At 74.1% G+C, this 26,833-nt stretch carries 27 protein-coding genes; 20 read left to right on the top strand and 7 right to left on the bottom strand.

The genetic code is table 11. The features are described 5' to 3' along the window. The first annotated feature begins 1 nt into the window (after window position 1). A complete protein-coding gene (locus AW16_RS0111755) occupies window positions 2-2,719 on the top strand; it encodes an HAD-IC family P-type ATPase (protein WP_029290588.1) in 2,718 nt (905 codons plus the stop codon). Between the two features lie 8 nt (window positions 2,720-2,727). Here AW16_RS0111755 and AW16_RS0111750 read toward each other — a convergent pair whose 3' ends face one another. After that, window positions 2,728-3,174 (bottom strand): DUF5709 domain-containing protein, encoded by a 447-nt coding sequence (locus AW16_RS0111750; protein ID WP_029290586.1) that lies wholly within the window; start codon window positions 3,172-3,174, stop codon window positions 2,728-2,730. A gap of 107 nt (window positions 3,175-3,281) precedes the next feature. Beyond that, window positions 3,282-3,617: an excalibur calcium-binding domain-containing protein gene (locus tag AW16_RS0111745; protein WP_029290584.1), complete on the bottom strand. Its 336-nt coding sequence runs from the start codon at window positions 3,615-3,617 to the stop codon at window positions 3,282-3,284. Between the two features lie 119 nt (window positions 3,618-3,736). On the opposite strand from AW16_RS0111745, the gene AW16_RS0111740 reads away from it, so the two are divergent. After that, complete coding sequence (locus AW16_RS0111740; RefSeq protein ID WP_029290582.1) at window positions 3,737-5,419, top strand: ABC-F family ATP-binding cassette domain-containing protein; 1,683 nt, start codon at window positions 3,737-3,739, stop codon at window positions 5,417-5,419. Window positions 5,420-5,452: 33 nt separating this feature from the next. Here AW16_RS0111740 and AW16_RS0111735 read toward each other — a convergent pair whose 3' ends face one another. Then, a complete protein-coding gene (locus tag AW16_RS0111735; RefSeq protein WP_029290580.1) occupies window positions 5,453-6,049 on the bottom strand; it encodes a LysE/ArgO family amino acid transporter in 597 nt (198 codons plus the stop codon). Window positions 6,050-6,119: 70 nt separating this feature from the next. Between AW16_RS0111735 and AW16_RS0111730 the strand changes: the two genes are divergently transcribed. From AW16_RS0111730 to AW16_RS0111700, 7 genes are all read left to right on the top strand, one after another. Then, window positions 6,120-7,073 (top strand): LysR family transcriptional regulator ArgP, encoded by a 954-nt coding sequence (locus tag AW16_RS0111730; protein WP_197021614.1) that lies wholly within the window; start codon window positions 6,120-6,122, stop codon window positions 7,071-7,073. Between the two features lie 273 nt (window positions 7,074-7,346). Beyond that, window positions 7,347-7,796 carry a 50S ribosomal protein L13 gene (gene rplM / locus AW16_RS0111725; protein WP_029290576.1) on the top strand — a complete coding sequence of 150 codons (450 nt, stop codon included), beginning with the start codon at window positions 7,347-7,349 and terminating at the stop codon, window positions 7,794-7,796. A gap of 33 nt (window positions 7,797-7,829) precedes the next feature. Next, window positions 7,830-8,318: a 30S ribosomal protein S9 gene (gene rpsI / locus AW16_RS0111720; protein WP_034648939.1), complete on the top strand. Its 489-nt coding sequence runs from the start codon at window positions 7,830-7,832 to the stop codon at window positions 8,316-8,318. Between the two features lie 161 nt (window positions 8,319-8,479). Beyond that, window positions 8,480-9,826, top strand: coding sequence for a phosphoglucosamine mutase (glmM, locus tag AW16_RS0111715; RefSeq protein WP_029290572.1), 1,347 nt, complete (start codon window positions 8,480-8,482; stop codon window positions 9,824-9,826). Next, window positions 9,823-10,479, top strand: a complete 657-nt coding sequence (locus AW16_RS0111710) for a peptide deformylase (protein ID WP_029290571.1) — start codon at window positions 9,823-9,825, stop codon at window positions 10,477-10,479. The genes glmM and AW16_RS0111710 overlap by 4 nt, the downstream gene beginning before the upstream one ends. A gap of 69 nt (window positions 10,480-10,548) precedes the next feature. Further along, window positions 10,549-11,193 (top strand): DedA family protein, encoded by a 645-nt coding sequence (locus tag AW16_RS0111705; RefSeq protein ID WP_081861631.1) that lies wholly within the window; start codon window positions 10,549-10,551, stop codon window positions 11,191-11,193. Between the two features lie 328 nt (window positions 11,194-11,521). Beyond that, window positions 11,522-12,187 carry a hypothetical protein gene (locus tag AW16_RS0111700; RefSeq protein WP_156044152.1) on the top strand — a complete coding sequence of 222 codons (666 nt, stop codon included), beginning with the start codon at window positions 11,522-11,524 and terminating at the stop codon, window positions 12,185-12,187. 39 nt (window positions 12,188-12,226) lie between these two features. Here AW16_RS0111700 and coaA read toward each other — a convergent pair whose 3' ends face one another. Next, complete coding sequence (coaA, locus tag AW16_RS0111695; protein WP_029290565.1) at window positions 12,227-13,177, bottom strand: type I pantothenate kinase; 951 nt, start codon at window positions 13,175-13,177, stop codon at window positions 12,227-12,229. 75 nt (window positions 13,178-13,252) lie between these two features. Between coaA and glmS the strand changes: the two genes are divergently transcribed. Genes glmS through AW16_RS0111680 form a run of 3 tightly spaced genes read left to right on the top strand, consistent with a single transcriptional unit; the run spans window position 13,253 to window position 15,824 of the window. Then, window positions 13,253-15,109, top strand: a complete 1,857-nt coding sequence (gene glmS, locus AW16_RS0111690; RefSeq protein ID WP_029290563.1) for a glutamine--fructose-6-phosphate transaminase (isomerizing) — start codon at window positions 13,253-13,255, stop codon at window positions 15,107-15,109. Next, window positions 15,109-15,474, top strand: coding sequence for a MazG nucleotide pyrophosphohydrolase domain-containing protein (locus AW16_RS17165; RefSeq protein ID WP_081861627.1), 366 nt, complete (start codon window positions 15,109-15,111; stop codon window positions 15,472-15,474). Before glmS ends, AW16_RS17165 begins: the two co-directional genes overlap by 1 nt. Beyond that, on the top strand, window positions 15,471-15,824 hold the full coding sequence (locus tag AW16_RS0111680) for a holo-ACP synthase (RefSeq protein ID WP_029290560.1): 354 nt from the start codon (window positions 15,471-15,473) through the stop codon (window positions 15,822-15,824). The genes AW16_RS17165 and AW16_RS0111680 overlap by 4 nt, the downstream gene beginning before the upstream one ends. A 74-nt stretch (window positions 15,825-15,898) precedes the next feature. On the opposite strand, the gene AW16_RS0111675 is transcribed toward AW16_RS0111680, so the two are convergent. Continuing rightward, window positions 15,899-16,885: an LLM class F420-dependent oxidoreductase gene (locus AW16_RS0111675; RefSeq protein WP_029290558.1), complete on the bottom strand. Its 987-nt coding sequence runs from the start codon at window positions 16,883-16,885 to the stop codon at window positions 15,899-15,901. Window positions 16,886-16,939: 54 nt separating this feature from the next. Here AW16_RS0111675 and AW16_RS0111670 point away from each other — a divergent pair, with 54 nt between their 5' ends. From AW16_RS0111670 to AW16_RS0111640, 7 genes are all read left to right on the top strand, one after another. Then, window positions 16,940-18,535 carry an NAD(P)H-hydrate epimerase gene (locus AW16_RS0111670; protein WP_029290557.1) on the top strand — a complete coding sequence of 532 codons (1,596 nt, stop codon included), beginning with the start codon at window positions 16,940-16,942 and terminating at the stop codon, window positions 18,533-18,535. Beyond that, window positions 18,532-19,203: a nucleoside/nucleotide kinase family protein gene (locus AW16_RS0111665; protein ID WP_156044151.1), complete on the top strand. Its 672-nt coding sequence runs from the start codon at window positions 18,532-18,534 to the stop codon at window positions 19,201-19,203. Before AW16_RS0111670 ends, AW16_RS0111665 begins: the two co-directional genes overlap by 4 nt. A gap of 155 nt (window positions 19,204-19,358) precedes the next feature. Further along, the gene (gene alr, locus AW16_RS0111660; RefSeq protein ID WP_029290553.1) at window positions 19,359-20,588 is read left to right on the top strand and encodes an alanine racemase; all 1,230 of its coding nucleotides are present in this window, start codon (window positions 19,359-19,361) and stop codon (window positions 20,586-20,588) included. After that, complete coding sequence (tsaE, locus tag AW16_RS0111655) at window positions 20,585-21,196, top strand: tRNA (adenosine(37)-N6)-threonylcarbamoyltransferase complex ATPase subunit type 1 TsaE (protein ID WP_051681894.1); 612 nt, start codon at window positions 20,585-20,587, stop codon at window positions 21,194-21,196. Before alr ends, tsaE begins: the two co-directional genes overlap by 4 nt. 4 nt (window positions 21,197-21,200) lie before the next feature. Continuing rightward, window positions 21,201-21,878, top strand: coding sequence for a tRNA (adenosine(37)-N6)-threonylcarbamoyltransferase complex dimerization subunit type 1 TsaB (gene tsaB, locus AW16_RS0111650; RefSeq protein ID WP_029290550.1), 678 nt, complete (start codon window positions 21,201-21,203; stop codon window positions 21,876-21,878). Window positions 21,879-21,880: 2 nt separating this feature from the next. Further along, entirely contained in the window at window positions 21,881-22,363 is a 483-nt protein-coding gene (gene rimI, locus AW16_RS0111645; RefSeq protein ID WP_369794789.1) for a ribosomal protein S18-alanine N-acetyltransferase, read from the top strand. Beyond that, complete coding sequence (locus tag AW16_RS0111640; protein WP_081861626.1) at window positions 22,360-23,277, top strand: sulfurtransferase; 918 nt, start codon at window positions 22,360-22,362, stop codon at window positions 23,275-23,277. The genes rimI and AW16_RS0111640 overlap by 4 nt, the downstream gene beginning before the upstream one ends. Before the next feature lie 89 nt (window positions 23,278-23,366). Here the strand turns inward: AW16_RS0111640 and AW16_RS0111635 are convergent, their stop codons facing one another. Then, a complete protein-coding gene (locus tag AW16_RS0111635; protein WP_029290544.1) occupies window positions 23,367-24,008 on the bottom strand; it encodes a malonic semialdehyde reductase in 642 nt (213 codons plus the stop codon). Window positions 24,009-24,218: 210 nt separating this feature from the next. Here AW16_RS0111635 and tsaD point away from each other — a divergent pair, with 210 nt between their 5' ends. Continuing rightward, window positions 24,219-25,271 (top strand): tRNA (adenosine(37)-N6)-threonylcarbamoyltransferase complex transferase subunit TsaD, encoded by a 1,053-nt coding sequence (gene tsaD, locus AW16_RS0111630; protein ID WP_029290542.1) that lies wholly within the window; start codon window positions 24,219-24,221, stop codon window positions 25,269-25,271. A gap of 153 nt (window positions 25,272-25,424) precedes the next feature. On the opposite strand, the gene AW16_RS0111625 is transcribed toward tsaD, so the two are convergent. Beyond that, window positions 25,425-26,833: HNH endonuclease signature motif containing protein (locus AW16_RS0111625; RefSeq protein ID WP_156044149.1), on the bottom strand; the 1,409-nt coding region annotated here is incomplete at its 5' end.

The raw sequence follows: 26,833 nt of genomic DNA, 5'->3' as shown, positions 1-26,833 counted from the left end.
CATGACCGTCACGTCCGGCCCGGCACCGACAGCCGTGCTCGCGTTCGCCGAGCCGCCCGAGGCGGTGCTCGACGCGTTCGGCAGCACCCCGCAGGGGCTGTCGCAGGACCGGGCGGCACGCAGGCTCGTCGAGGTCGGGCAAAACCGCCTGCCGGACCCGCCGCGACGCAACCCGGTGCTGCGGTTCCTCGCGCACTTCGACGACGTGCTCATCTACATCCTGCTGGCCGCCGCGGTGCTCAAGGCGATCCTCGGCGAGTGGGTGGACTTCACGGTCATCCTCGTGGTCGCGGTGGCGAACGCGGTCGTCGGCTTCGTCCAGGAGGGGCGTGCGGACAAGGCGCTCGCGGGGATCGCGACGATGCTCTCGCCCGATGCCGACGTCCGGCGGGACGGGCAGTGGCGCACGGTGCCGGCCGACGAGCTGGTGCCCGGTGACGTCGTGCGCGTCGGACCCGGCGCGCGCGTCCCGGCGGACCTGCGCCTGCTGTCCGCCGCCGCGCTGCAGGTCGAGGAGGCCGCGCTCACGGGCGAGTCGGTGCCTGCGCACAAGGCGGTCGAGGCCGTCGGCACGGACGCCGGCGTCGGTGACCGGTCGTCGATGCTGTTCTCGGGCACGATCGTCACCGCGGGCCGGGGTGAGGGCGTGGTCACCTCGACGGGGTCGGGCACCGAGATCGGGCGCATCCAGACGCTCGTCGCGGAGGTCGACGAGCTCGACACGCCCCTGACGCGCCAGCTCGCGCACCTCGGCAAGCAGCTGAGCCTCCTCATCCTCGTGATGGCCGCCGTGATGCTGGTGATCGGGCGGTTGATCCACAGCTTCGCGCTCGACGAGCTCGTGTCGGCGGCGATCGGCTTCGCGGTCGCCGCGGTCCCGGAGGGCCTGCCCGCCCTCGTCACGGTGACGCTCGCGCTCGGCGTGCAGCAGATGGCCCGCCGCAACGCGATCACGCGCAGGCTCACGTCGGTCGAGGGTCTGGGGTCGGTCACCACGATCTGCTCCGACAAGACCGGGACGCTCACGCGCAACGAGATGACGGCCCGCACGGTCGTCACGGCGTCGGGCCGCTACTCCGTCGAGGGCCTCGGGTACGAGCCGACGGGCGCGGTGCGCGGCTCCGACGGCTCCGACGCCGACCTCGCGTCGCACCTCGACCTGGCGGCGTTCGTCACCGCCGGGGCGCTGTGCAACGACGCGCGCGTCGTGCAGGACGACGGCCGCTGGGGCATCGTCGGCCAGCCCACGGAGGCCGCCCTCACGGTCCTCGCCCTCAAGGCGGGCGCCGCGCCCGACGCGCAGCGGATCGCCCAGGTGCCGTTCGACTCGGCGACGAAGTTCTCCGCGACGCTCGACGAGGCGGCGGACGGCGCGCGTCACGTGCACGCGCTCGGGGCCCCCGACCGGCTGCTCGACCGCTGCACGCGGCAGCGCACCGACGAGGGCAGCGTCCCCCTGGACCGGGCGTGGTGGGACGCGGTCGTCGACGAGCTCGGCGCGCAGGGCCTGCGCGTGCTCGCCGCCGCGCACCGCGCCGAGCCGGACGCGACCGGTCTCGCGGGGGACGACGTCCACGACCTCGAGCTGCTGGGCGTCGTCGGGATCGTCGACCCGCCGCGGCCCGAGGCCGTCACGGCGATCGCCGACTGCCACCGCGCGGGCATCCGCGTCAAGATGATCACGGGCGACCACGCGGGCACCGCTCTCGCGATCGCGCGCGAGCTCGGCATCGTCGCCGGTGACGGGCCGCAGAGCGACGACGAGGTCGAGGTGCTGACCGGCGGCGAGCTCGAGGCCATGACCAACGAGCAGCTGCGTCGCCGGGTGCGGTCGGTCGACGTGTACGCGCGGACCTCGCCCGAGCACAAGATCCGCATCGTGCGCGCGCTGCAGGCGCACGGCGAGGTCGTCGCGATGACGGGCGACGGCGTCAACGACGCACCCGCGCTGACCCGCGCGGACATCGGCATCGCGATGGGCATCAAGGGCACGGAGGCCACCAAGGAGGCCGCCGACATCGTGCTCGCCGACGACAACTTCGCGACCATCGAGCGCGCCGTCGAGGAGGGGCGGCGGATCTACGACAACATCCGCAAGTCGGTGGCGTTCCTGCTGCCGACGAACGGCGCGCAGTCGCTCGTCATCCTGGTCGCGGTCCTCGCAGGGCTGTCGCTGCCGCTCACCCCGGTGCAGATCCTGTGGGTCAACCTGGTCACCGCGATCACGCTGTCCCTCGCGCTCGCGGGCGAGCCCGCGGAGCGCGGGATCATGACGCGCGCGCCGCGCTCACCCCGTGAGCACGTGCTCTCCCCGAGCGCCCTCGTGCTCGTGCTGTTCGCGTCGGTCGTCATCGGCGCCGCGACGCTCGGGGTCTACGTGCTCGAGCGCGACCACCTGGGCTCGGACGACGCGCGCGCCCAGACCTCGGCGGTGGCGATGCTGGCCCTGGCACAGCTCGCGTACCTGTTCAGCTGCCGGTTCCTCGGGTCGACGAGCCTCACGTGGCGCGTGCTCGTCGGCAACCGGCTGGTGTGGGTCGCCGCGGGTGCGCTCGTCGTGCTGCAGCTGGTGTTCACCTACGCGCCGTTCATGCACGACTGGTTCGACTCCGCCGCGATCGGCGCGCGCGACTGGGCGATCACCGTCGGTGGAGCGGCGGGCGTGTTCCTGCTCGTCGAGGCGGCGAAGGCGGTGATCCGGCGGTCGGTGCGCGGCTGAGCCGGGCCCTACTCCTCGTCGTCGTCCGCGTACGCGTCCTCGTCGACGTACTCCTCCTCGACGAGGTGCACCGCGGCCTCCTCGGCGCTCGCGGCTCCGCCCGAGACGCCCGCGTCGAGCGCGAACGAGTCGGTGCCGCCCGCATCGACGGCGTCGTCGTCCTCGACCAGCCGGCCCGCGCGCAGCTCCTCGCGGTCGCCGTCGACTCGAGGCCGGCGCTCCCAGACCTCGGGCTCCTCCTGCTGGTGGCGCTGGTCGATCGTCTCGCGGTGGCGCTCCTCCCACGGCGTCTCGCCGTAGTGCGCGCGTGTGTCCCGCTCGGGCGGGCTGTAGCCCTCGTCGAGCAGGTCGTCGACGCCGCGGTCGACCAGGGTGTCCTCGCGCGGCAGCTGGTCGGTGTCGCCCTCGCTGCCCAGCTCGGCGTCGGTCGTCGTCCCGGGGGTGTCCTCGCTCATGGCTCGACCTTCGCACCACGCGCGCCCGGCCGCCACGCGACCGCTGCACGACCGACCGCACGACCGACCGCACGACACGACCGCACGACCGACCGAGCGCGCGGTGCTCACCGCTCGCAGGCGATGCCGTCCTTGTCGCGGTCGAGCTTCTTGTTCGCCGCGTACAGCGCCGCGCTCACCTTGGGCGCGTACCGGGACGACGCGCGGACCTTCTTGCCGTGCGAGGTCTTGGTGTTGTGCACCTTGGAGCTCTTGGCGACACCGCCCGCGTAGGCCTTGTGGAGCGCGGTGCAGCTCTTGTACGTCTTGGCGGCCTTCGCCTTGACCGCGGCGTGCGACGTCGTCGTGCTCGTGGCACCCGGGGGGTCGCACGCGAGCGCGGGAGCGGCAGTACCTGCGAGCAGCGCCACGGCGACGACGGCGGTGACGAACGGACGGCGCACGGCGGACCTCCAGCGGCTCGGGTACCGGTGACATCGACGGCCGGGCCGTGCGGCTTGAGCCCCGCGTGGGTGACATATGCGTTTCGGGTCCGGGACGTCGACGGTCCACACTCGTCGCCGTGGGACACATCGACATCGGGGGCGTGGGCTACGTCCTTTCCGACGGGCGGCCGCTGCTGGACGACGTCACCTTCCGGGTGGGCGACGGGGCGCGCGTCGCGCTCGTCGGTCCGAACGGCGCGGGCAAGTCGACCCTGCTGCGGATCGTCGCGGGGGACGAGCAGCCGCACGAGGGGTCGGTCGTCCGCAGCGGCGGCCTGGGGGTGATGCGTCAGGACATCGGCCGCGTCGACGACGACCGCTCGATCCGCGACCTGCTCGCGTCGCTCGCGTCCCCCGCGGTCCGGGACGCGGCCGCCGAGCTCACGGCGGCGGAGCTCGGCATCATGACGGTCGACGACGAGCCTGCGCAGATGCGGTACGCGCAGGCGCTCGTCGACTGGGCGGACGTCGGTGGCTACGAGGCCGAGGCGGGCTGGGACCGCGTGACCGATGCGGTCCTGTCGATCCCGTTCGAGCGGGCGCAGGACCGCGAGGTCCGCACGCTGTCCGGAGGAGAGCAGAAGCGGCTCGTGCTCGAGGCGCTGCTGCGAGGCCCCGACGAGGTCCTGCTGCTCGACGAGCCGGACAACGCGCTCGACGTCCCGACCAAGCGCTGGCTCGAGGAGCGGCTCGTCGGCTGCGACAAGACGATCCTGTTCGTGAGCCACGACCGTGAGCTGCTGGCTCGCGTCGCGACGCAGGTCGCGACGCTCGAGCCGACCGCCGTGGGCGCGTCCGTGTGGGTGCACGGGGGCGGGTTCGCCACGTACCACGCTGCGCGCGACGAGCGGCGCTCGCGGCTCGAGGAGCTGCTGCGGCGCTGGGACGAGGAGCACGCCAAGCTCAAGGAGCTCGTCTTCACGCTCAAGAACAAGGCTGCCTTCAACGACGGGCTGGCCTCGCGCTACCAGGCCGCGCAGACGCGCCTGCGCAAGTTCGAGGAGGCCGGACCGCCCGCGGTGCTGGCCCGCGAGCAACAGGTCCGGGTGCGCCTGCGCGGCGGTCGGACCGCCAAGCGTGCGGTCGTCGCCGAGGGGCTCGAGCTCACCGGGCTCATGCGGCCGTTCGACCTCGAGGTGTGGTTCGGTGAGCGCGTCGCGGTGCTGGGCTCCAACGGTTCGGGCAAGTCGCACTTCCTGCGGCTGCTCGCCGCGGGCGGCAGCGACCCGGGGCCCGAGCACGAGCCCGCGGGCGAGACGCCCGTCGCGGCCGTGCGCCACACCGGGCGCGTGGTCCTGGGCTCTCGCGTGCGCCCCGGCTGGTTCGCGCAGAACCACGCGCACCCCGAGCTCGTCGGCCGCACGCTGCTCGAGATCCTGCACCGCGGTGACACCCACCGCGCCGGGATGGGGCGCGAGCAGGCGAGCAAGGCGCTCGACCGGTACGAGCTCGTCGAGGCGGCCGAGCAGCGCTACGAGACGCTCTCGGGCGGTCAGCAGGCGCGCCTGCAGATCCTGCTGCTCGAGCTGGGCGGCGCGACGCTGCTGCTGCTCGACGAGCCGACCGACAACCTCGACCTGCACTCCGCCGAGGCGCTCGAGGCCGGGCTCGCGGCGTTCGAGGGGACCGTGCTCGCGGTCACGCACGACCGGTGGTTCACGCGCACGTTCGACAGGTTCCTCGTGTTCGGGGCGGACGGCTCCGTCGTCGAGACGCCCGAACCCGTGTGGGACGTCGCGCGCGTGCAGCGCGTGCGCTGAGCCGTCGGGCGCCGGGTACGGCTTCCGGTGGGGCTATGCGGCGACGAGCGACACCGCCGCCGCGAGCATCACGAGCGCGACGAACCCGTCGAGCACCCGCCAGGAGACCGGGCGCGCGAAGAGCGGTGCGAGCCGGGTGGCGCCGAACCCGAGCGCGGTGAACCAGGTCGCGCTCGCGGCGGCCGCGCCCGCCCAGAAGCCCCACGCCGCGGGGTGCTGGTGCGCGAGCGACCCCACGAGCACGACGGTGTCGAGGTAGACGTGCGGGTTGAGGAACGTCACGCCGGCGAGCGTGAGGACGACCGTGCGCAGCGACGCGCCGACGCCCTCGGCGGGGACGAGCCGTTCCGCGCGGGACGCGCGCCGCGCCGCGGCGACCGCGAGCACGAGCAGGTAGGCGGCGCCGGCCCATCGCGTCACGGTGACCACGGCCGGGGCGTGCTCGAGCACGGCACCGAGGCCGCCGACCCCGACCGCCATGAGCACCGCGTCCGACGCCGCGCAGATCGCGACGACGACGCCGACGTGCTCGCGCCGCACGCCCTGCCTCAGCACGAAGGCGTTCTGGGCGCCTATCACGACGATGAGGCCGAGCGACGTGAGGAAGCCGGCGACGAGGGAGGAGAGCACGGGCCGACCGTAGGGCGATCCGGCGGTGAAGTACAACGAATGTTCCTCATCGAGCATTAGAGTTGTTCAGGTGGATCCCGACCAGCTGCGCGCGCTCGCCGCCGTCGTCGCGGAGGGCAGCTTCGACGCCGCGGCGCTCGTCCTCGGCGTCACGCCCTCGGCGGTGAGCCAGCGGATCAAGGCGCTCGAGCAGTCGGTCGGCAGCGTCCTGGTGCGTCGCTCACGCCCGTGCGCGGCGACCGAGCCGGGTCAGGTGCTCGTGCGGCTCGCAGGTCAGCTCGACCTGCTCGAGCGGGACGCGCGAGCGGCGATCGGAGGCGCGAGCGCCGGCGGTCCGACGACGCTCCCCGTCGCGGTCAACGCCGACTCGCTCTCGACGTGGTTCCCGACGGCTCTCGAGCACCTGCCCGACGACGTGCTCGTCGACCTGTGGCGCGAGGACCAGGACCACTCAGCGCGCCTGCTGCGGGACGGCACGGTCATGGCGGCGGTCACGGCCGACAGCGCCGCGGTGCAGGGGTGCCGGGTGCTGCCGCTCGGGGCGATGCGGTACGTCGGCGTCGTGGCCCCGGATCGCTGGCAGGGCGCGCTCGACGCGGTCGGGCCGTCGTCCAGGAGGGCTTCCTCGGGCAGCCTCTCGTCCGGTTCTGCGCTCGCTCACGCGCTCGAGCGCGTGCCGGCCGTCGCCTTCAACCGCCAGGACGCGCTCCCGGACAGGTTCGCGCGGCTGCTCGTCGGGCGCCGGGTCCCGCTGCGCGCGCACCGGGTGCCGTCCAACGGTGCGTACGTCGCGACGATCGTCGCGGGCCTGGGGTGGGGCGTCGCGCCGCGCAGCGCGGTGCAGGACCTGCTCGCGACGGGCGCGCTCGTCGAGATCAGCCCCGGGACGCACCTCGACGTGCCGCTGCACTGGCAGCACTGGGCGCTGTCGACGCCGACGCTCGACGACCTCACGCGGCGCGTGCGTGCTGCGGCGGGGGTGGGGCTCGAGCAGGTGGGTGAGGAGGTTCTCGAGCGGGCGTGATCAAGGACCCGTGCGATCATCGGGCGATGGCCGGCGAGTGACCCGTCGCACGCGGTCCTGTTTTGACCACCGGCCGCGGCCGCGGCTACCCTGGTGAGTCGTTGTGCGTCCCCGCACGCGTGCCGGTGTACTCAGCACCCGCCGCTGCGGCAGGTCTGGTGTGGTCCCACTCGCCGGGTCGCGGATGCCACCGATCAGCCATCATCGGCCGTCACCGCAACTGCGCGGGACAGCCGTGACCACGACGCAACACCGAAACGAAGGCTCACCACCGTGCGCACGTACACCCCGAAGCCCGGCGACGTCGAGCGGACCTGGTACGTCATCGACGCGACCGATGTCGTCCTGGGCCGCCTGGCCACTCACGTGGCCACGCTGCTGCGCGGCAAGCACAAGGCGACCTACGCCCCCCACGTCGACGGCGGCGACTTCGTCATCGTCATCAACGCGGACAAGGTCGCCCTCACCGGCAACAAGCGCGAGACGAAGCTCGCCTACCGCCACTCCGGCTACCCGGGTGGTCTGCGGGCGACGACGTACTCCGACCTGCTGGACAAGCACCCGGAGCGGGCGATCGAGAAGGCCGTGCGGGGCATGATCCCCAAGACGAGCCTCGGCCGCCAGCAGCTCGGCAAGCTCAAGGTCTACGCGGGCGGCGAGCACCCGCACGCCGCGCAGCAGCCCAAGCCCTTCGAGATCACCCAGGTCGCGCAGCAGGCCTGAGGCCGCAGCGCGTAGAGACGGACAGGAAACCCCGTGGCAGAGACGACGGTCGACATCGACCTCGAGGGCGACGAGACCCCCACCAGCTACACCTCCGAGACGACGGCCCCCGCGGGCCGCGGCCAGAGCATCACCGCTCCGGGCCAGGCGCTCGGCCGCCGCAAGGAGGCCATCGCCCGCGTCCGCCTGGTGCCCGGCACCGGCGAGTGGAAGATCAACGGGCGCACGCTCGAGGACTACTTCCCGAACAAGGTCCACCAGCAGCTCGTGAACTCCCCGCTGAAGCTCGTGGACGTCGAGGGTCGCTTCGACGTCGTCGCGCGCATCACCGGCGGCGGCGTCTCCGGCCAGGCCGGCGCGCTGCGCCTGGGCATCGCGCGGGCGCTCAACGCGATCGACGCGGAGCACAACCGCCCGGCCCTCAAGAAGGCCGGCTTCCTCACGCGTGATGCGCGTGTGGTGGAGCGCAAGAAGGCCGGTCTCAAGAAGGCCCGCAAGGCTCCTCAGTACTCGAAGCGCTGATCCAGCGCTGCCGCCCGGTGGCCCCGTCGGTCTCACGACCTGCGGGGCCATCGGCGTCCCCGGGGGTTGCCGCCGGCCACGCGACCGACGCGGCCCCGGGCACCTCGCACGCACGACGACCGCGCGCTACGTTGCTGCGCGACGACGAAGGAGTCTGACCCATGGGACGACTGTTCGGGACCGACGGGGTCCGCGGGCTCGCCAACAAGGACGTGACCGCCGAGCTCGCGCTCGACCTGTCGGTCGCCGCGGCGCACGTGCTGGGGCAGACGGGCGCGTTCGAGGGCCACCGGCCGCGCGCGGTCGTCGGACGCGACTCGCGCGCGTCGGGCGAGTTCCTCGCCGCGGCCGTCAGCGCGGGTCTCGCCTCCGCCGGGGTGGACGTCAACAACGTCGGCGTGCTGCCGACGCCGGCGGTCGCGTACCTCACGGCGTCGACCGGCGTCGACATCGGCGTCGTGCTCTCCGCGTCGCACAACCCCATGCCCGACAACGGGATCAAGTTCCTCGCGCGTGGCGGGCACAAGCTCGACGACGAGCTCGAGGCCGCCATCGAGGCGCGGATCGGCGAGGACTGGGACCGTCCCGTCGGTGGCGCCGTGGGGCGCATCCGCGTCGACACCGGCAAGGCCGGTGAGCAGTACGTCGAGCACCTCGTCTCGACCATCTCCGTGCCGCTGGCGGGTCTGCGCATCGCGGTCGACTGCGCCAACGGGGCGGCGAGCGAGGTGGGCCCCGAGGCGCTGCGGGCGGCAGGCGCGGACGTGGTCGTCATCAACGCGTCGCCCGACGGGCGCAACATCAACGAGAAGTGCGGTTCGACGCACCCCGAGCAGCTCCAGGCGGCGGTCGTCGCCTCGGGAGCCGACCTGGGCGTGGCGTTCGACGGCGACGCGGACCGCTGCCTCGCGGTGGACCGGCACGGCGTGCTCGTCGACGGCGACCAGATCATGGGCGTGCTCGCGGTCGCGATGCGCGACGAGGGGCGGCTCGTGCAGGACACCCTCGTCACGACCGTGATGAGCAACCTGGGCCTGCGGCTCGCGATGCAGGGTGCAGGGATCGCGACGGTCGAGACCGCCGTCGGCGACCGGTACGTGCTCGAGGCGATGCGCGCGTCCGGCTTCTCCCTGGGGGGCGAGCAGTCGGGGCACATCATCATGGCCGAGCACGCGACGACGGGCGACGGCGTGCTCACGGCGCTGCAGCTCGCGGCGCGCGTCGCGGCCACGGGGTCGCCGCTCGACGAGCTCGCCGGGATCGTGCAGCGGCTGCCGCAGACGCTCGTGAACGTGAACGGGGTGGACAAGGACCGTACCGACGACGCCGCGCTCGCCGAGGCGGTGCGCGCCGCAGAGGGTCGGCTCGGATCGACCGGCCGCGTGCTGCTGCGCCCGTCGGGTACCGAGCCGCTCGTGCGCGTCATGGTCGAGGCCGCGACACAGGACGAGGCGGACGGCGTCGCGCACGCGCTGGCCGACGTGGTGCGCGACCGGCTCGCGCTGTGAGCTCGGCGGGGCAGCAGGACCGCGCGCTGCGCGAGCTCGCACTGCGGCTGCTCGACGCGGCCGGCGCCGGTCCGGCCCCGATCGTGCGCGCGGGACACCCCGCGCTGCGCGCCGTCGCGACGCCGTACGACGGTCAGCTCGAGCGCGACGAGCTCGACGGGCTGCTCGCGCTCATGCACCGCACGATGCGGGCCGCCCCCGGTGTCGGGCTCGCGGCGCCGCAGGTCGGGCTCGGGCTCGCGCTCGCTGTCGTGGAGGACCCGGGCGTCGCGTCCAAGGAGGTGGCACGCGTGCGCGAGCGCGAGCCGCTCGCCTACCGCGTGCTGGTGAACCCGGCGTACGAGCCCGTGGGCGACGAGCGGGTCGCGTTCTACGAGGGCTGCCTCAGCGTCCCCGCCTACCAGGCCGTCGTGCGCCGGCACCGATCGGTGCGGCTCACGGGATCCGATGCCGACGGGCGCGCGCTCGACGAGGTCGTCTCGGGGTGGCCCGCGCGCATCGTCCAGCACGAGACGGACCACCTGCACGGGTCGCTGTACCTCGACCATGCCGAGCTGCGATCGCTCGCGGCGGCCGACGAGGTGGGCGTGCGTTGGGCGGCCGAGCCGGAGCCGCGCGACGCGGCGCGGGTGCTCGGCTTCGAGCTTGCGTGACCGCGGCACCGGCTGGGGAACTCCCGGCAGGCACGTACCGTTGAGCGGTCGGACGAGGGGGAGGTGACGATGGGCCTGGAGACCTGGGCCGAGGGCATCGCATCCTCGCCGTGGATCTACCTCGTGATGTACCTGTTCGCCGCGGTGGACGGGTTCTTCCCGCCGCTGCCGAGCGAGTCGCTCGTCATCGCGCTCGCGGCGCTCGCGATGTCCACGGGGTCGCCGAACCTCGGCCTCATCCTGCTGGTCGCGGCCGCGGGTGCGTTCACGGGGGACCAGATCGCGTACACGATCGGCACCAAGGTGAAGGTGCGCGAGCTGCGGCTCATGCGGTCCGCGCGCGCGCAGGCGTCTCTCGACTGGGCCGAGCACGCGCTCGACCGCCGCGGTGCGTCGTTCATCATCGCTGCGCGCTACATCCCGGTCGGGCGTGTCGCGGTGAACCTCACCGCCGGCGCGCTGGGGTACCCGCGACGACGGTTCGTCGGGCTCACCGCGATCGCCGCCGTGACGTGGGCGGGGTACTCGATGCTCATCGGCATCGGGGCGGGCGCGTGGCTCAAGGGGCACACGCTCGCCGCCGTCGCGCTCGGGGTCGTCGGGGGTGTGCTCATCGGGCTCGCCGTCGACTGGGTGCTGCGCCGAGTGACGGGCGGGGAGCCGGAGGCGACGCACGAGGACGAGCCCTCGCGGCAGGGTGAGGCCGGCGTGTGACCTGCGCCACGCGCTCACCGTGCACCACCTGTGCATCCGGTCACGGCTCAGGCACGATCGGGCGACCCGGCTAACGATCCGGCATCGACCGGGGCGAACCGGGCGGGCGCCTCGTACCCTCGAACGAGGGACGGGCGCCGATGCTCTCCCTCCCCGTGCGTGACGACCCGAGTGGGTGTCGTCGGCGTGCGCGGGGAGCCGGCCCGCGCACGCCGCGGCGCGCACGGGACGGCATCGGACGATCGGCACCCGGGACCCCGGGGCGCTGGGAGCAGGGGGCAGTGTGCGTCGGCACGGGACGGAGACCGGGCGCCGGGGACGGACGCTCGTGCCGCTCGTCGCCGTGCTCGCGCTCGCCGGGTGCTCGTCGTCCGACGACGCGGCCTCCGACGCGTCGGCCGTCGTCTCCGCGGCTGCGGACGTGACCGGGACCGCGGACTGCCTGTCGCCCGAGGTGCTCGTCGCCCTCGGCCTGTCCGACGGGGCGTCCGGGCCGGTGTCGTCGTCGGCCACGCCGCACCCCGCGGCATCGCCCGCGGGCCCCGTGCCGGCGGACCTCGTCGTCGCGAGCGTGGTCGAGTGCACCCCCGGCGGGCCGCTCGTGGACACGGCAGGCACGTGGAGCTCGGTGCGCTCGCGGCGCCTCGAGGGGGACACGGCGCCGCTCGTCCACGCGCTCGGAGGTCCGCGGTCCGCAGCGAGCGCCACCGCCGGCGCGGGCGCCACGTCGTGCGCGTCGAGCGCGAGCGGCCAGGGTACGAGCGGGCAGGGCGCGAGCGGGCAGGGCGCGAGCGGGCAGGGCGCGACGGAACCCATGGACGTGTGGCTCGTCGACGCCCTCGGCCGCGCCGCGCGCGTGCAGGTCCCGACGGCGTGCGACGGCACGCCGCAGCCCGCCGTGACGCGCGCGCTCGCGGCGCTGCAGGTCACCGACGACGAGACGTACCCGGTCGTCCTCGTCGAGCCGAGCCCGAGCGCGACCGCGAAGCGCTGAGGGCGCCGGCGGGATCCGCGCTCCGATCGACGTCCGCGCTCAGATCTTGCGCAGCCGTACGCGCTCCACCGAGTGGTCGCGCCCCTTGGTGAGGATCAGGTCGGCCCGGCTGCGCGTCGGCAGGATGTTCTCGACCAGGTTCGGCTCGTTGATCGAGTACCAGATGCTCTCGGCGCGCTCGATCGCCGCGTCGTCGGACAACGACGCGTACCGGTGGAAGTACGAGGCGGGGTCGGCGAACGCGGTGCGCCGCAGGCGCAGGAAGCGGTCGACGTACCACTGCCGCACGTCGGGCGTGCGGGCGTCCACGTAGATCGAGAAGTCGAAGAAGTCGCTGACCGCGAGGTTGGACGTCCCCTCCGCGGTCGGACGGGCGGGCTGGAGCACGTTCAGGCCTTCGACGACGAGCACGTCGGGCTTGTTCACGACGATCTCGCGACCCGGCACGATGTCGTACGTCAGGTGGTCGTACACGGGCGCCCTGACCTCGGGTCGGCCGGCCTTGACCTTGGACACGAAGCGCAGCAGCGCGCGCCGGTCGTACGACTCGGGGAAGCCCTTGCGCTCCATGAGACCGCGGCGCTCGAGCTCTGCGTTGGGGTAGAGGAAGCCGTCGGTCGTGACGAGCTGCACGCGCGGGGTCGCGGGCCAGCGCGCGAGCAGCTCGCGCAGCAGGCGCGCGGTGGTGGACTTGCCGACCGCGACGGACCCGGCGACGCCGATGACGAAGGGCGTCGGCGTGATGTCCTCGCGCAGGAACGTGCTCGACGCGCGGTGCAGGCCGCGCGTCGCCTCCACGTACAGGTCGAGCAGGCGTGAGATCGGGCGGTAGATCGCGTCGACCTCGGCCAGGTCGATCGGGTCGCCCAGACCCGCGAGCCGGTCGACGTCCGCATCCGTGAGCGGCAGCGGGGTGGAGGCCGACAGCCGCTGCCACGCCTCGCGGTCCAGGTCCACGTACGGCGTGGACGGCGTCAGCGAGGTCGGCACGGGGACGATTGTGCCCGACGTGCGCGGGGCGGCGCCCGTCCGGAGGCGGCGTGGGCCGCGGATAGACTCGCCCGCATGTGCGGGATCGTCGGATACGTCGGGAGCAGCGAGCCGAGCGAACGTCCTCTGGACGTGGTGCTCGAGGGGCTGCGCAGGCTCGAGTACCGCGGGTACGACTCTGCCGGGGTCGCGCTCGTCGGCCCGGGGCACGGGCTCGAGACCGCGAAGAAGGCCGGCAAGCTGGCCAACCTCGTCGAGGAGCTCGACGCGCACCCGCTGGACCCCTCCACCGCGGCCATCGGCCACACGCGCTGGGCGACGCACGGCGGCCCCACCGACCTCAACGCGCACCCGCACGTCGCGGGCAGTCTCGCGGTGATCCACAACGGCATCGTCGAGAACTTCGCGACGCTCAAGGCGGGGCTGCTGGCCGAGGGCGTCGAGTTCGCGTCCGAGACGGACACCGAGGTCGCCGCGCAGCTGATCTCCCGCGCGTACGCGCAGACGGGTGACCTGACCTCCGCGATGGCGCAGGTCGCGCGCTCGCTGCACGGCACGTTCACGCTCCTGGCGGTGCACGCGGACGACCCGGGCACGGTCGTCGGCGCACGTCACGACTCGCCGCTCGTCGTCGGGATCGGCGACGGCGAGAACTTCCTGGGCTCTGACGTGGCCGCGTTCATCGCGCACACCAAGGAGGCGCTCGAGCTCGGCCAGGACCAGGTCGTCACGATCACGCCCGACGAGGTCCGGGTCACGGACTTCGACGGCAACGAGGCGCAGGGCCGCCGGTACACGGTCGACTGGGACGCCGCGGCGGCCGAGAAGGGCGGGTTCCGCTCCTTCATGGACAAGGAGATCCACGACCAGCCCCACGCCGTGGCAGACACGCTGCTGGGCCGTACCGATGCGCGCGGCCGGCTGGTGCTCGACGAGATCCGCATCGACGAGGGAGTGCTGCGGGCGGTCGACAAGATCGTCGTCGTCGCGTGCGGGACTGCCGCGTACGCGGGGCAGGTCGCGAAGTACGCGATCGAGCACTGGTGCCGCATCCCCGTCGAGGTCGAGCTCGCGCACGAGTTCCGCTACCGCGACCCCGTGCTCGACGAGCGCACGCTCGTCGTCGCCGTGTCGCAGTCGGGCGAGACGATGGACACGCTCATGGCGGTGCGGCACGCGCGCGAGCAGGGCGCGCAGACGCTCGCGATCGTCAACACGCACGGCTCGACGATCCCGCGCGAGTCCGACGCGGTCCTCTACACGCACGCGGGCCCGGAGATCGCGGTCGCGTCGACCAAGGCGTTCCTCGCGCAGATCACCGCGGCGTACCTGCTGGGGCTCTACCTCGCACAGCTGCGCGGCAACAAGTACGCCGACGAGGTCGCCGAGATCCTCGATGAGCTGCGGGCCATGCCGGACAAGATCCAGCAGGTGCTCGACCGCGCGGGCCGCGTGCGCGAGATCGCGCGGTGGATGGCGGACACGCAGTCGGTGCTGTTCCTCGGCCGGCACGTCGGGTTCCCGGTCGCGATGGAGGGCGCGCTCAAGCTCAAGGAGCTCGCGTACATCCACGCCGAGGGCTTCGCGGCGGGGGAGCTCAAGCACGGCCCGATCGCGCTCGTCGAGCCGGGCCAGCCCGTGTTCGTCGTCGTGCCGTCGCCGCGCGGGCGCGACTCGCTGCACTCGAAGGTGGTCTCCAACATCCAGGAGATCCGGGCTCGCGGTGCGCGCACGATCGTCATCGCCGAGGACGGCGACGACGCGGTGCGGCCGTACGCCGACGAGGTGTTCTACGTGCCGCAGTCGCCCACGCTGCTCGCCCCGCTGCTGGCCGTCGTGCCCCTGCAGGTGTTCGCGTGCGAGCTCGCGACCGCGAAGGGTCTCGACGTGGACCAGCCGCGCAACCTCGCCAAGTCCGTCACGGTCGAGTAGTGCAGATCGCGGCCGCCCAGCGCGAGATCGAGGTGATCTCGCGGGTCTACGGCCGCCTGTTCGGCGTGGACCGCACGGACGACTGGCTCGTGCTCAAGCTCCACGAGGAGGTCGGCGAGCTCACGCAGGCGTTCCTCACGCGGTCCGGCCGCACGCGCGACCGTGGGCTGTCCGCGCAGGAGGCCGACGACGCGGTGCGCGCCGAGCTCGCCGACGTCCTCGCGCACGTCCTGCTGATCGCGGAGCGGATGGGCGTGGACCTCGACGCCGCGCTCGAGGACAAGTGGTTCCGGTACCGGCACCTCGTCACGGACGCGGACCGGGCCGGTGCGGCGGCGGACGACGAGCGGGAGCGCGACGCATGATCGTGGGGGTCGGCATCGACGTGGTCGACGTCGCGCGGTTCGTCGACACCCTGCACCGGGTCCCGGCGCTGCGCGAGCGCCTGTTCACGCCCGACGAGCGCGAGATGCCCGAGACCTCGCTCGCCGCGCGGTTCGCCGCGAAGGAGGCGATCGCGAAGGCTCTCGGTGCGCCGCCCGGGATGTCGTGGCAGGACGCGACCGTGCGCCGGGTCGCTGGCGCGCAGCCCGTCGTGGAGGTGACCGGGACGGTGGCCGCGCGGGCCGACGAGCTCGGGGTGGCCCGGTTCCACCTGTCGATCTCGCACGACGCCGGGATCGCGTCGGCGGTGGTCGTCGCCGAGCGCGACTGACCTGCGACCGAACTGACCTGCGACCGAACTGACCTGCGACCGACGGGCGCGAGCGCCGGCTCCTCGGCGGCGCGTCAGCGCAGCTCCGGCACCACGGCGCGCTCGAACAGCTCCATGCTCGTGGTGTCGTAGGCGGCGTCGGCGAAGTACGTGATCGCGTAGCCCAGCCCCAGCCGGTCGAGGTGCTGCAGGGTCTCGACGACCTGCTCGGGCGTCCCGACGAGCGGTCCGCGGCGCAGGTCCTCCGCCATCTGCGGGGCGCGGTCCGGCAGCGTGAGCGAGTAGTGCTCCTCGAGCCACGCGAAGCGGTCGTCGACGTCTGCCTGGGTCTCGCCGATGACGACGTTGAAGTTGGCGGACCGCGTGATCTCGTCGAAGTCCCGCCCGATCGCGCGGCAGTGCTCGCGCAGCACCTCGGACTTGTGCACGAACTCGTCGGGGTCGCCCGAGAAGTTCGTGTACCGCGCGTGCTCGGCGGCGATCCGCAGCGTCTTGCGCTCGCCACCACCCGCCACCCACAGGGGCGGTCCGTCGACCTGCAGCGGCAGGGGAGCGAGCTGTGCGCCGTCCACCTGGTAGTGCTCGCCGTGCAGCGTCGCGATGCCGTCGGTCCACATCTGCCGCATGATCTGCACGCCCTCGTCGAGCATCGCGATCCGCTCGCCCGCACGCGGGAAGCCGTAGCCGTACGCGCGCCACTCGTGCTCGTACCAGCCCGCGCCGATCCCCATCTCGAGCCGACCGCCCGAGACGACGTCCACCGTCGCCGCGACCTTCGCGAGGTACGCGGGGTTGCGGTACGCCGTGCACGTGCACATCTGGCCCAGGCGCACGCGGCTCGTCGACGCCGCGAACGCGCTCATCAGGCTCCACGCCTCGTGCACCGCCTCGCCGTTGGGCTCGGGCACGGCGTGGAAGTGGTCGTACACCCAGATCGACTCCCACACGTCGCCGTCGTCGGCGCGGCGGGCGAGACCGCTCATCACCTCCCAGTGCTGCTGCGGCTCGATGCCGACGAGGTCCTGGCGCCAGCCCTGCGGAATGAACGTCCCGAATCGCATGGCGGGAACGTTACGCCGCTCGCGCGCGGCGGTCGCGACGACCAAGATGGCGGTGTGCAGCTCGCGTGGACGTCGTCGCAGGTGGGCCGGGCCGAGCAGCCGTTGCTCGAGGCCGGGGTGCCGCTCATGGAGCGGGCTGCGTTCGCCCTGGCCGTGCGCGTCGCGCGCGAGCTGCGCGGCCTGCGCGGCCGCGTCGGCGGCGCGCGGGTCGTGCTGCTCGTCGGGCCTGGCAACAACGGCGGCGACACCCTCTTCGCGGGTGCGCACCTGGCGCGGCGGGGAGCCGCGGTGCACGCGGTGACGGTCGACGAGCGCGTGCACGCGGCCGGGCTCGCGGCGCTCGTCGCGGCGGGTGGACGCCGGGTGGGCGCCGAGGTCGGCCGGACCGTGGACCGCGGTCTCGACGAGGTCGTCGCCCTGGTCGCGGCGGCCGACGTGGTGCTCGACGGGCTGCTCGGCATCGGCGCCCGCGGCGCGTTGCGCGGTCGTGCGGCCGAGGTCGTCGACGCCGTACGCCGGGCCGCACGGTTCGTGGTCGCGGTCGACGTGCCCTCGGGCGTGGGCGTCGACGACGGCACGATCACGGCGGGTGAGCACGGCACCACCCCGCTCGCGGCCGGCCTGACCGTGACGTTCGGCGCGGCCAAGCCGGCCCTGCTGCTTCCGCCCGCGGCGGGGCTCGCGGGCCGGCTCGACGTCGTCGACATCGGCCTGCCGCTCGGTGACACCGCGGTCGGTCCTGACCGCGCGCCAGCGGTCGCGCGGCTCGACGACCCCGACGTCGCCGACGTGTGGCCCGTCCCGGCGCCCGACGCGCACAAGTACACCCGCGGCGTCCTGGGCGTGGTCGCGGGCACGCGGCGCTACCCGGGCGCGGCGGTGCTGTGCACGAACGCCGCCGTGCTGGCGGGCGTCGGCATGGTCCGTTACCTGGGAGACGTCGCCGATCTCGTGGTGGCTCGGCGGCCCGAGGTCGTCGCCGGCGTCGGACGCGTCCAGGCATGGGTGCTGGGGCCGGGCGTCACGCCCGACGACGCGGCGCAGCGGCGGCGCATCGAGCACGCGTTCGACGGTGTGCGCGAGCGCGGCGAGGCTGCGGTCGTGGATGCCGGCGCGCTCGAGCTGCTGCCCGGACGCGTCGGCCCGCACGTGGTGCTGACGCCGCACGCCGGAGAGCTGGCGAGGCTCCTCGCGGCGCGTGGCGAGCGCGCCGGCCACGCGCTCGTCGAGCGTTCCGACGTCGAGCACGAGCCGCTGAGGTGGGCGCGCCGGGCGCACGAGCTCACGGGCGCCACGGTGCTGCTCAAGGGCGCGGTGACGCTCGTCGTCGGCGCCGACGGCGCGGTGTGGGCGCAGGCGGACGCGCCCGCGTGGCTCGCGACCGCCGGCGCGGGCGACGTCCTGGCGGGGCTGCTCGGCGCGATGCTCGCGGGCCGGGCCGACGACCTGCACGAGGACCCGTCGCTCGCGGCCGCGCTCGCGGCGGCTGCCGCTCTGGTGCACGGCCGCGCGGCGTACCGCGCGAACCCCGATGGGCCCGTCGCGGCGCGGGACGTCGCGCGGGCTCTGCCGGCGACGATCGCATCCCTGCTCGGCACCGGCACGGGTACCGGCGCCGGCACGGCCGCCGTGCCGGTGCCGGCCCCGTGAGCGGCCACGACGAGGCGCGGGCGACGCACACGCCCCCGCCCCCGCTCGTCCTCACGCCCGCGCTCGAGGAGCGTGCCCGGGCGCTCGCGCGTGCGCCGCGGCGTCTGCTCGGAGTCGCGGGTGCCCCGGGCGCGGGCAAGTCGACGCTCGCCGCGGAGCTCGTCGCGGCGCTCGGACCGCTCGCGGTCGTCGTGCCGATGGACGGGTTCCACCTCGCGCAGAGCGAGCTCGACCGGCTGGGGCGGGCGGACCGCAAGGGCGCGCCGGACACGTTCGACGCCGCGGGCTTCGTCGTGCTGCTGCGACGGCTGCGCGACGTGCGCGAAGGATCCGACGACGTCGTCTACGCACCCGAGTACCGGCGCGACCTGCGCAACGGCGTCGCGGGCGCGATCGCGGTGCCGCGCGACGTCCCGCTCGTGGTCGTCGAGGGCAACTACCTGCTGCTCGACCAGCACGGCTTCGCGCCGGTGCGCGCTCTGCTGGACGAGACGTGGTTCGTCGCGCCTGACGACACCGCACGACGCGAGCGGCTGGCAGCGCGGCACGTGGCGACCGGGAAGTCGCCCGCGGCTGCGCACGACTGGACGCACGGCCCCGACGAGCGCAACGCCGAGCTCGTCCGTGCGACGGCGGTGCGCGCGGACCTCGTCGTCCGGCCCGGATGAGCCTGGCACGTGCCTGGCACGGGCCGGCACGGGCCGGCACGGGCCCGGACGGGCCCGGCGCGGGACCCGGACGGGCCTGGACCGGACCGGACCAGCGCGGACGGGTCCCGGGCGCGCGGCCCGACGAGCGTCCGCCGGGTGCGAGACTGGCACCCGTGAGCTCGTACCCCGCCCGCGCCGTCGTCGACCTGGCGGCGATCCGCAGCAACGTCCGCAGCCTCGCCGCGCACGCACCGACCGCGCAGGTCATGGCGGTCGTCAAGGCCGACGCGTACGGCCACGGCCTGGTGCCGTGCGCGCAGGCGGCCGTGGAGGGCGGTGCGGCCTGGCTGGGCGCCGCGCAGGTCTCCGAGGCGCTCGAGCTGCGCCGCGCGGGTGTAGGTGCACGCATCCTGACGTGGCTCTACGCGCCGGGTGCGCCGCTCGCGGAGGCCGTCGTCGCGGACGTCGACATCGCGGTCGCCGCGCCCTGGGCGCTCGACGAGCTGGTGGCGGCGGCACGGTCTGTCAGCCGCACCGCGCGCGTGCACCTCAAGGTCGACACGGGTCTCGGCCGCAACGGCCTCACCCGGGACGCGCTCGCCGACGTGCTGGACGCGGCGCTGCGCGCCCAGGCGGAGGGCGTCGTCGAGCTCGTCGGCGTGATGTCCCACCTCGCGTTCGCGGACGAGCCGGACCACCCCACCGTGCGTGCGCAGGAGGAGGCGTTCCGCGAGGCGGTCGCACAGGTCGAGCGTGCCGGCGCACGCCTCGAGGTGCGCCACCTGGCGAACTCCGCCGCGACGCTGACCAACCCCGGTGCGCATCTCGATCTCGTGCGGCCGGGAATCGCCGTCTACGGCCTCTCGCCCGTGCCGCAGCTCGGCGGTCCGGGCGACTACGGGCTCGTGCCTGCGATGACGCTCGAGTCCGAGCTCGCGACCGTCAAGGACTGGCCGGCGGGCGGCGGCGTCTCGTACGCGCACCAGTACGTCACCCCCCGGGACACCGTGCTCGGCGTCGTGCCGATCGGGTACGCGGACGGCGTGCCGCGGCACGCGTCGGGCACGCAGGACCGGCCGGGCGGGCCCGTGCTCGTCGGCGGCCGTGTGCTGGGCGTCGCCGGGCGCGTGTGCATGGACCAGGTCGTCGTCGACCTCGGACCGGGCGCGCGCGACCGTGCCGGTGACCGCGTCGAGCTGTTCGGCACCGGGGCCGGTGGCGGCCCCACCGCGCAGGACTGGGCTGCCGCGGCCGGGACGATCTCGTACGAGATCGTCACCCGCGTCGGCGCGCGCGTGCCGCGTGCCTACGTCGGCACGGTCGACGGCACCGCACCCGGCGGCCACGAGGCCCTCGGCACCCACGAGCCCGCCCCGGCGGGGACCCAGGAGGTCGGCGCATGAACGAGACCGTCGTCCGGCTGCCCGACGCGGCGGCGACGCGCGGCTACGGCCGTGCGCTCGCGACGGTGCTGCGTGCAGGAGACCTGGTGGTGCTCACCGGCGACCTCGGAGCGGGCAAGACGACGCTCACGCAGGGTGTCGGCGCCGGGCTGCACGTGCGGGGGCAGGTGGCCTCGCCGACGTTCATCATCGCGCGCGTGCACCCGCCGCTGCCGCACGAGGACGGCTCGCTCGGCCCGTCGTTGGTGCACGTCGACGCGTACCGGCTCGGCTCGCTCGACGAGGTCGACGCGCTCGACCTGGACGCGAGCCTGGACGAGTCGGTGACGGTCGTCGAGTGGGGTGAGGGATGGGTCGAGGGGCTCGCCGCGGACCGGCTCGAGGTCTCGGTGCAGCGCTCGCGGGGTGCGTCGACCGACGGGTCGCAGCACGCGGACGACCTCGACGACGACGGCGGCGCGGGTGAGCGCGTCGTGTCCGTGCGCGCGGTCGGGCCGCGGTGGGACGGCGTCGTCGTGCCGCACGCCCCGGTCGACGAGGCGGATCCGGCCGACGACCCCGACGACGTGCACCGACGCTCCGGCGGCACGACGACCGTGGCAGGCTGACCCCGTGCCCGTCCTCAGCCTCGACACCTCCGGCGCGGTCGCGGTCGCACTGGTCGACGACTCGGGCGAGCTGCTCGCTCGCCGCTCCGACGACCAGCAGCGGCACCACGCCGAGCTCCTCGCGCCCATGGTCGACGCCGTCCTCGCCGAGGCGGGCGTCGCGCCGTCGGACCTCACCGCGGTCGTCGTCGGCACCGGCCCGGCTCCGTTCACGGGGCTGCGCGTGGGTCTCGTCACCGCGCGCACGCTGGGGCTTGCGCTCGGCGTGCCCGTGCTCGGCGTCCCGTCGCTCGACGCGATCGCGGTCGCCGCGGCGCGTCACGCCGCGGTCGGCACCCTCGTCCTCGTCGCGACCGACGCACGTCGACGCGAGGTCTACTCCTCGACGTACCGGGTCGACGCGCCCGGCGAGGTGACGGTCGTGGACGAGCCGCAGGTCGGGGCCGCGGCGCTGCTGGAGCCGGCTCCCGGCACGCTCGTCGTCGGCCGCGGCGCGCGGCTGTACGCGCACGACCTGGGCGACCCGCGGGTCACGGACGACCTGCTCGACCCCGACCCGGCGGATCTCGCGCGCCTTGCGATCACGCGTCGCTCCGCGGGTGCCGAGCAGGCGCCCGAGCCGCTGTACCTGCGCCGGCCCGACGCGGTGCCGTCCGCGGGCGCCAAGCGCGTCCTGGGGTGATCGTGGCGACGCTGCGGCCGCTCGTGGGCACGGACCTCCCCGTGCTCGAGCGCATGGAGCGCGAGCTGTTCGGAGCGGGCGCGTGGTCGCGCGCGATGCTCGCCGAGGAGCTCGACGGACCGGGCCGCTGGTACGTCGGCGCGGTCGAGGGCGACGTCCTCGTGGGGTATGCCGGGCTGTGGTTCGACGGCATCGACGCGCAGGTGATGACGATCGGCACGACGACCCACCGGCAGGGCGGGGGCGTGGGCCGGCTCATGCTCGGCGCCCTCGTGCAGCGTGCGCGCGACCTCGGTGCAGATGCGGTGCTGCTCGAGGTGCGGGTCGACAACGAGCCCGCGCTGCGGCTGTACGAGCGCGCCGGCTTCGAGCGCATGGGGCTGCGACGCGGGTACTACCAGCCCGAGAACAAGGACGCGTGGACCATGCGCCTGGCGCTCGCCGGCGTGACGACGGGCGGACGAGCGGACGGGAGAGACGCATGACGCACCACGACGACCTGGGTGGCCGGACGGACCCCGGGGACCCGCTCGGCAGCGGTGCGGACCCGCGCGGCGACGCCCCCGACGCACGCGGGCGCGTGCTCGTCGACGTCGCGACGCTCGCGACCCTGCTCGAGAGCGACGATCCGCCGACGCTGCTCGACGTCCGATGGGCGCTGGGCGTGACCGACGGCCGCGAGCAGTACCTGGCGGGGCACCTGCCGGGCGCCGCCTTCGTCGACCTCGAGCACGAGCTGGCGTCGTCCCCCTCGGCCTCCGACGGCCGCCACCCGTTGCCGGACGTGACGGCCCTCGAGCAGGCGGCTCGCGGCTGGGGCGTGCGCGAGGGATCCGCGGTCGTCGTCTACGACGCCGTCGGCGGCACCTCGGCCGCGCGTGCGTGGTGGCTGCTGCGTTGGGCCGGCGTGCGCGACGTGCGGTTGCTCGACGGCGGCCTTGCCGCGTGGGGTCGTACCGGGCGGTCGCTCGAGGCCGGCGCCGTCGAGCCCGAGCCGGGTGACGTGGTGCTCCGCCCCGGAGCGCTCGCGACGATCGACGCCGACACGGCCGCCTCCTTCGGCGGCCTGCTGCTCGACGCGCGCGCGGGCGAGCGGTTCCGCGGCGAGGTCGAGCCCGTCGACCCGCGTGCCGGGCACATCCCGGGCGCGGTGTCGGCGCCGACGGGCGGCAACCTCGCCGAGGACGGCACGTTCCTGCCGGGCGACGAGCTGCGCGAGCGGTTCCGCGCGCTCGGGGCTGCCGCGGGAGCACCCGTCGCGGTGTACTGCGGATCGGGCGTCACGGCGGCCCACGAGGTCGCCGCGCTCGCGACGATCGGCGTGGACGCCGCGCTGTACCCCGGGTCGTGGTCGCAGTGGTCGTCCGACCCGGGACGTCCCGTCGCCACGGGAGCGTGAGGACGCGCGCCCACCACGGGCCGCAGCGCGCGGACGACGAGGCCCGGCCGACATGGTGTCGGCCGGGCCTCGTCGTCGCAGTGGCGGTGTCAGACCGTCAGGGAGACCTGGTCGTAGCCCAGACGTGCGGCCCGGGGGTGACGCGTGCCCTCGCCCTCGCGGTGGCCCACGTTGACGATGAGCTGCGAACGCCAGCCGTTCTCGGCGAAGAACTCGGCGTCGACACCGGCGGTGTCGAGGCCGGCCATCGGGCCCGCGTCGAGCCCGGCGGCACGCAGCCCGACGATCAGGTAGCCGAGCTGGATGAGGGTGTTCATGCGGGCCATCTGCTCGCGCTGCTCGAGCTGGTCCTCGAGCGCGTCGGCGAGCGCCGACATGTGCGGCGCGAGCGTCGGGATGTGCTGGTGGAAGCCGGGGTCGGACGCGACGATCAGCGTCACGGGGGCGGCCAGCACGCGGTCGCGGTTGCCGTCGTTGACGTGCTTCGCGAGGCGCTCGCGCGCCTCCGCGCTGCGCACGACGAGCAGGCGCAGCGGGACGGTGTTGATCGCGGTGGGGCCCCACTTGATGAGGTCGTAGACGGCCGCGAGCTGCTCGTCGGTGACGGGCTCGTCGGTGAACGCACCGACGGTCCGTGCCTGACGGAAGAGCAGGTCGGCGACGTCGTCGCCGATCGCGTAGCCGGGGGTGGGGAAGTCCAGGTCCTCGAGGACGTTCGTCTCGGTGCTCATGTAGTCATTGAATCATCAACTAATCGAGATGCTTCCCGACCGCTCGGTGAGCCTGCTCACACGCATCGGTGGCGGCGAGCCGAGGCGGTCGCACGCGTGCGAGCGCGGCAGCCCACCGTCGTGCCTGCCGTGCGAGCGCGGCAGCTTGTCGTCGTGCCTGCTGCCGGGACGTGGCCCGTGCTCGCGGCCTCACGCAACTATGGTGGGCGCATGCCTGCGACCTCCACCGAGCCCTTGGTCCTGGGGATCGAGACCTCGTGCGACGAGACGGGCGTCGCGCTCGTGCGCGGGTACGACCTGCTCGTCGACGCGGTGGCCTCGTCCGTCGACGAGCACGCGCGGTTCGGCGGGATCATCCCCGAGATCGCGTCGCGTGCCCATCTCGAGGCGATGGTCCCGACGATCGAGCGGGCGCTCGCCACGGCCGACGTGTCGCTGGGGGACGTCGACGCGATCGCCGTGACCGCGGGTCCCGGGCTCGTGGGGCCGCTGACCGTCGGTGCGTCGGCGGCGAAGTCGCTCGCGCTCGCGCTCGGCAAGCCGCTCTACGGCGTGAACCACGTCATCGGGCACGCGGTGGTCGACGAGCTCGTCGACGGTCCGTTCCCCGAGCGGGTCATGGCGCTCGTGGTCTCCGGTGGGCACTCGTCGCTGCTGATGATCGACGACACCGTCGACGTGACCGAGCTCGGTTCGACGCTCGACGACGCGGCGGGGGAGGCGTTCGACAAGGTCGGCCGGCTCCTCGGGCTGCCGTACCCGGGTGGGCCGCACATCGACCGGCTCGCACGCGAGGGCGACCCCGAGGCGATCCGCTTCCCGCGCGGGCTCACCGCCGCGAAGGACCAGGCGAAGCACGCGACCGACTTCTCGTTCTCGGGGCTCAAGACCGCGGTGGCACGGTGGGTCGAGGGTCGGCAGGACGCCGGCCTCGAGATCCCGCTTCCGGACGTCGCCGCCTCGTTCGCGGCGGCGGTGGCCGACGTGCTCACGGCGAAGACGATAGCCGCCTGCCAGGCTCACGGGGTAGGCACGCTCGTGGTGGGGGGAGGGTTCTCCGCCAACTCGCAGCTGCGCGACATGGCCGCGAAGCGGTGCGCCGAGGCAGGCATCGACCTGCGGATCCCGCCGATCCGGTACTGCACCGACAACGGTGCGATGATCGCCGCGCTCGGCTCGGCGGTCATCCGCCGCGGCCTGCCGCCGTCGTCGCTGGACATCGGCGTCGACTCGTCGATGCCGCTCACGACCGTTCTCGTGTGAGCCGCCCGACCGTTCTAGTGTGAGCCGCCCGGCAGCTCGACTGTGAGCCGCCCGGCCGTTCTAGTGTGAGCCGCCCGGCAGCTCGCCACGGGCGGCCGATGGTCCCTGGTCGTCGTCCCCTCTGCCGCCGCTCCGAACGACGGCCCGCTCCCGTCACGCCGCGGCGCCTGGTCGTCGTGGTTCGTTGACGACGGTGCCGTCGCTGGTGCGTCGGAACGTGTAGGTCGCTCGTGGTCGGGCGAGCGGCGGGAGGTCCTCGGTGGGACGCTGCCTGCTGTCCTGCGCTGCCCCACGCTCGTCGATGGTTCCTCCCTGCGCGGTACCGGGTGAGCCGACCTGTCCACCGTGCTCGGCTCCGGGTCCCTCGGGCGGCCCACCGGGTCCAGGGCGGGGCGTGTCGGGCTGCCCACCGGGTCCAGGGCGGGGCGCGCCGGGGTTGCCGACCGACTCGTCGGGTGTGTCGCCGTTCTCGATGCGTGGCCGTCGCCTGCCGGGTGCTGGTTTGGGGGGTGGTTGGTGGCGTTCGATGGTGAGGTTGTGTTCGTGGACGCGGTGGTGGTGGTAGTCGCAGAGCATCACGGCGTTCTCGAGGGAGGTTTCGCCGTTGTCGCGGTCCCACCAGCGGATGTGGTGGATCTCGGTGAACCGGGCGGGTGTTTCGCACCCGTTCCAGGCGCATCCTTGGTCCCGCACGGTCACGGCCCGCCGGTGTGCACCGGTGTAGACCCTCGCGGTCCTGCCGAGGTCGACGGGCACGTTGTCGGCGGTGATGGCGATCCTTGTGATGTCGCAGTCGCACAACGCCCGCGCCAGTTCCGAGAGCGCCACCGGTGTCCCGTCCTCCAGGGTCGGTGCGGGCACCCCCGCGAGCCCGGCAGCCAGGTGCCCCGCAGCCGAGCGGGTGGTGATGAGCTCACCGTCGGCGGTGCGCGGACCGGGCAGGTCGGACAACAGCGTGTCGGTGTCGCTGGCCCCATCGCGGCTACCGCTGTCGACGTTCTCGCTGCGGCGGGCGTGGTGGATGCGACCGGCCTCTCCGGCCAGGCCCGCACGGTGCAACTCGACCATCGTTTCGGCCGGCACGATCAACGAGATATGCGGGCGGTTACGCACCCCGGACAACCCGCCCGACCGACCGCGCGACCCGCTCCCCGCGCCCGTGGCGCCGTTCCTCGCCGCGCCACCGACCGCACCTGGAGTCTCGCCCGGACCCGCGACACCTCCGGCGGCTACCCCATGCGCACCGCCCGCCAGCGAGCCCGTCCCGGCCCCGTCGCTGCCGCATCCGAGTGCGTGGGCTGCGATGGTGCCCAACGCGTCGGCGCGGCGTTGCTGCCCGGTGCGTTCGTCCCCCTCGACCCGCGGTGAGGCCGCCTCCAGGGCGAGGCGTAGCGCGTGCCCGGTGGTGGCGTCCAGGAACCCGGTGACCTTGACCCCCGTGCCGTGACCGGACAGGTTGAAGTACCGGTCCCGCCGGGCCTGGTCGTGCTCGTCCTGCACCCGGCCCGGGTCGAAGACAGCCGCGTACTCCAGGATCGTCCTGCGGGTCTGCACCGGTGGCA

The sequence above is a fragment of the Cellulomonas sp. HZM genome (genome assembly GCF_000708885.1).
Lineage (GTDB): Bacteria > Actinomycetota > Actinomycetes > Actinomycetales > Cellulomonadaceae > Cellulomonas.
Note: the sequence above shows the minus strand (reverse complement) of the source record. Positions and strands in the feature narration are given on the sequence as shown.

Bases quoted from the DNA above. Each gene is read 5' to 3' on its own strand.
- AW16_RS0111635 (WP_029290544.1), bottom strand. From the start codon at position 24,008: ATGAGCACCGAGACGAACGTCCTCGAGGACCTGGACTTCCCCACCCCC.
- AW16_RS0111640 (WP_081861626.1), top strand. From the start codon at position 22,360: ATGACGCACCACGACGACCTGGGTGGCCGGACGGACCCCGGGGACCCG.
- AW16_RS0111755 (WP_029290588.1), top strand. From the start codon at position 2: ATGACCGTCACGTCCGGCCCGGCACCGACAGCCGTGCTCGCGTTCGCC.
- tsaE (WP_051681894.1), top strand. From the start codon at position 20,585: ATGAACGAGACCGTCGTCCGGCTGCCCGACGCGGCGGCGACGCGCGGC.
- AW16_RS0111705 (WP_081861631.1), top strand. From the start codon at position 10,549: ATGGGCCTGGAGACCTGGGCCGAGGGCATCGCATCCTCGCCGTGGATC.
- glmM (WP_029290572.1), top strand. From the start codon at position 8,480: ATGGGACGACTGTTCGGGACCGACGGGGTCCGCGGGCTCGCCAACAAG.
- AW16_RS0111750 (WP_029290586.1), bottom strand. From the start codon at position 3,174: ATGAGCGAGGACACCCCCGGGACGACGACCGACGCCGAGCTGGGCAGC.
- tsaD (WP_029290542.1), top strand. From the start codon at position 24,219: ATGCCTGCGACCTCCACCGAGCCCTTGGTCCTGGGGATCGAGACCTCG.
- AW16_RS0111680 (WP_029290560.1), top strand. From the start codon at position 15,471: ATGATCGTGGGGGTCGGCATCGACGTGGTCGACGTCGCGCGGTTCGTC.
- AW16_RS0111675 (WP_029290558.1), bottom strand. From the start codon at position 16,885: ATGCGATTCGGGACGTTCATTCCGCAGGGCTGGCGCCAGGACCTCGTC.
- glmS (WP_029290563.1), top strand. From the start codon at position 13,253: ATGTGCGGGATCGTCGGATACGTCGGGAGCAGCGAGCCGAGCGAACGT.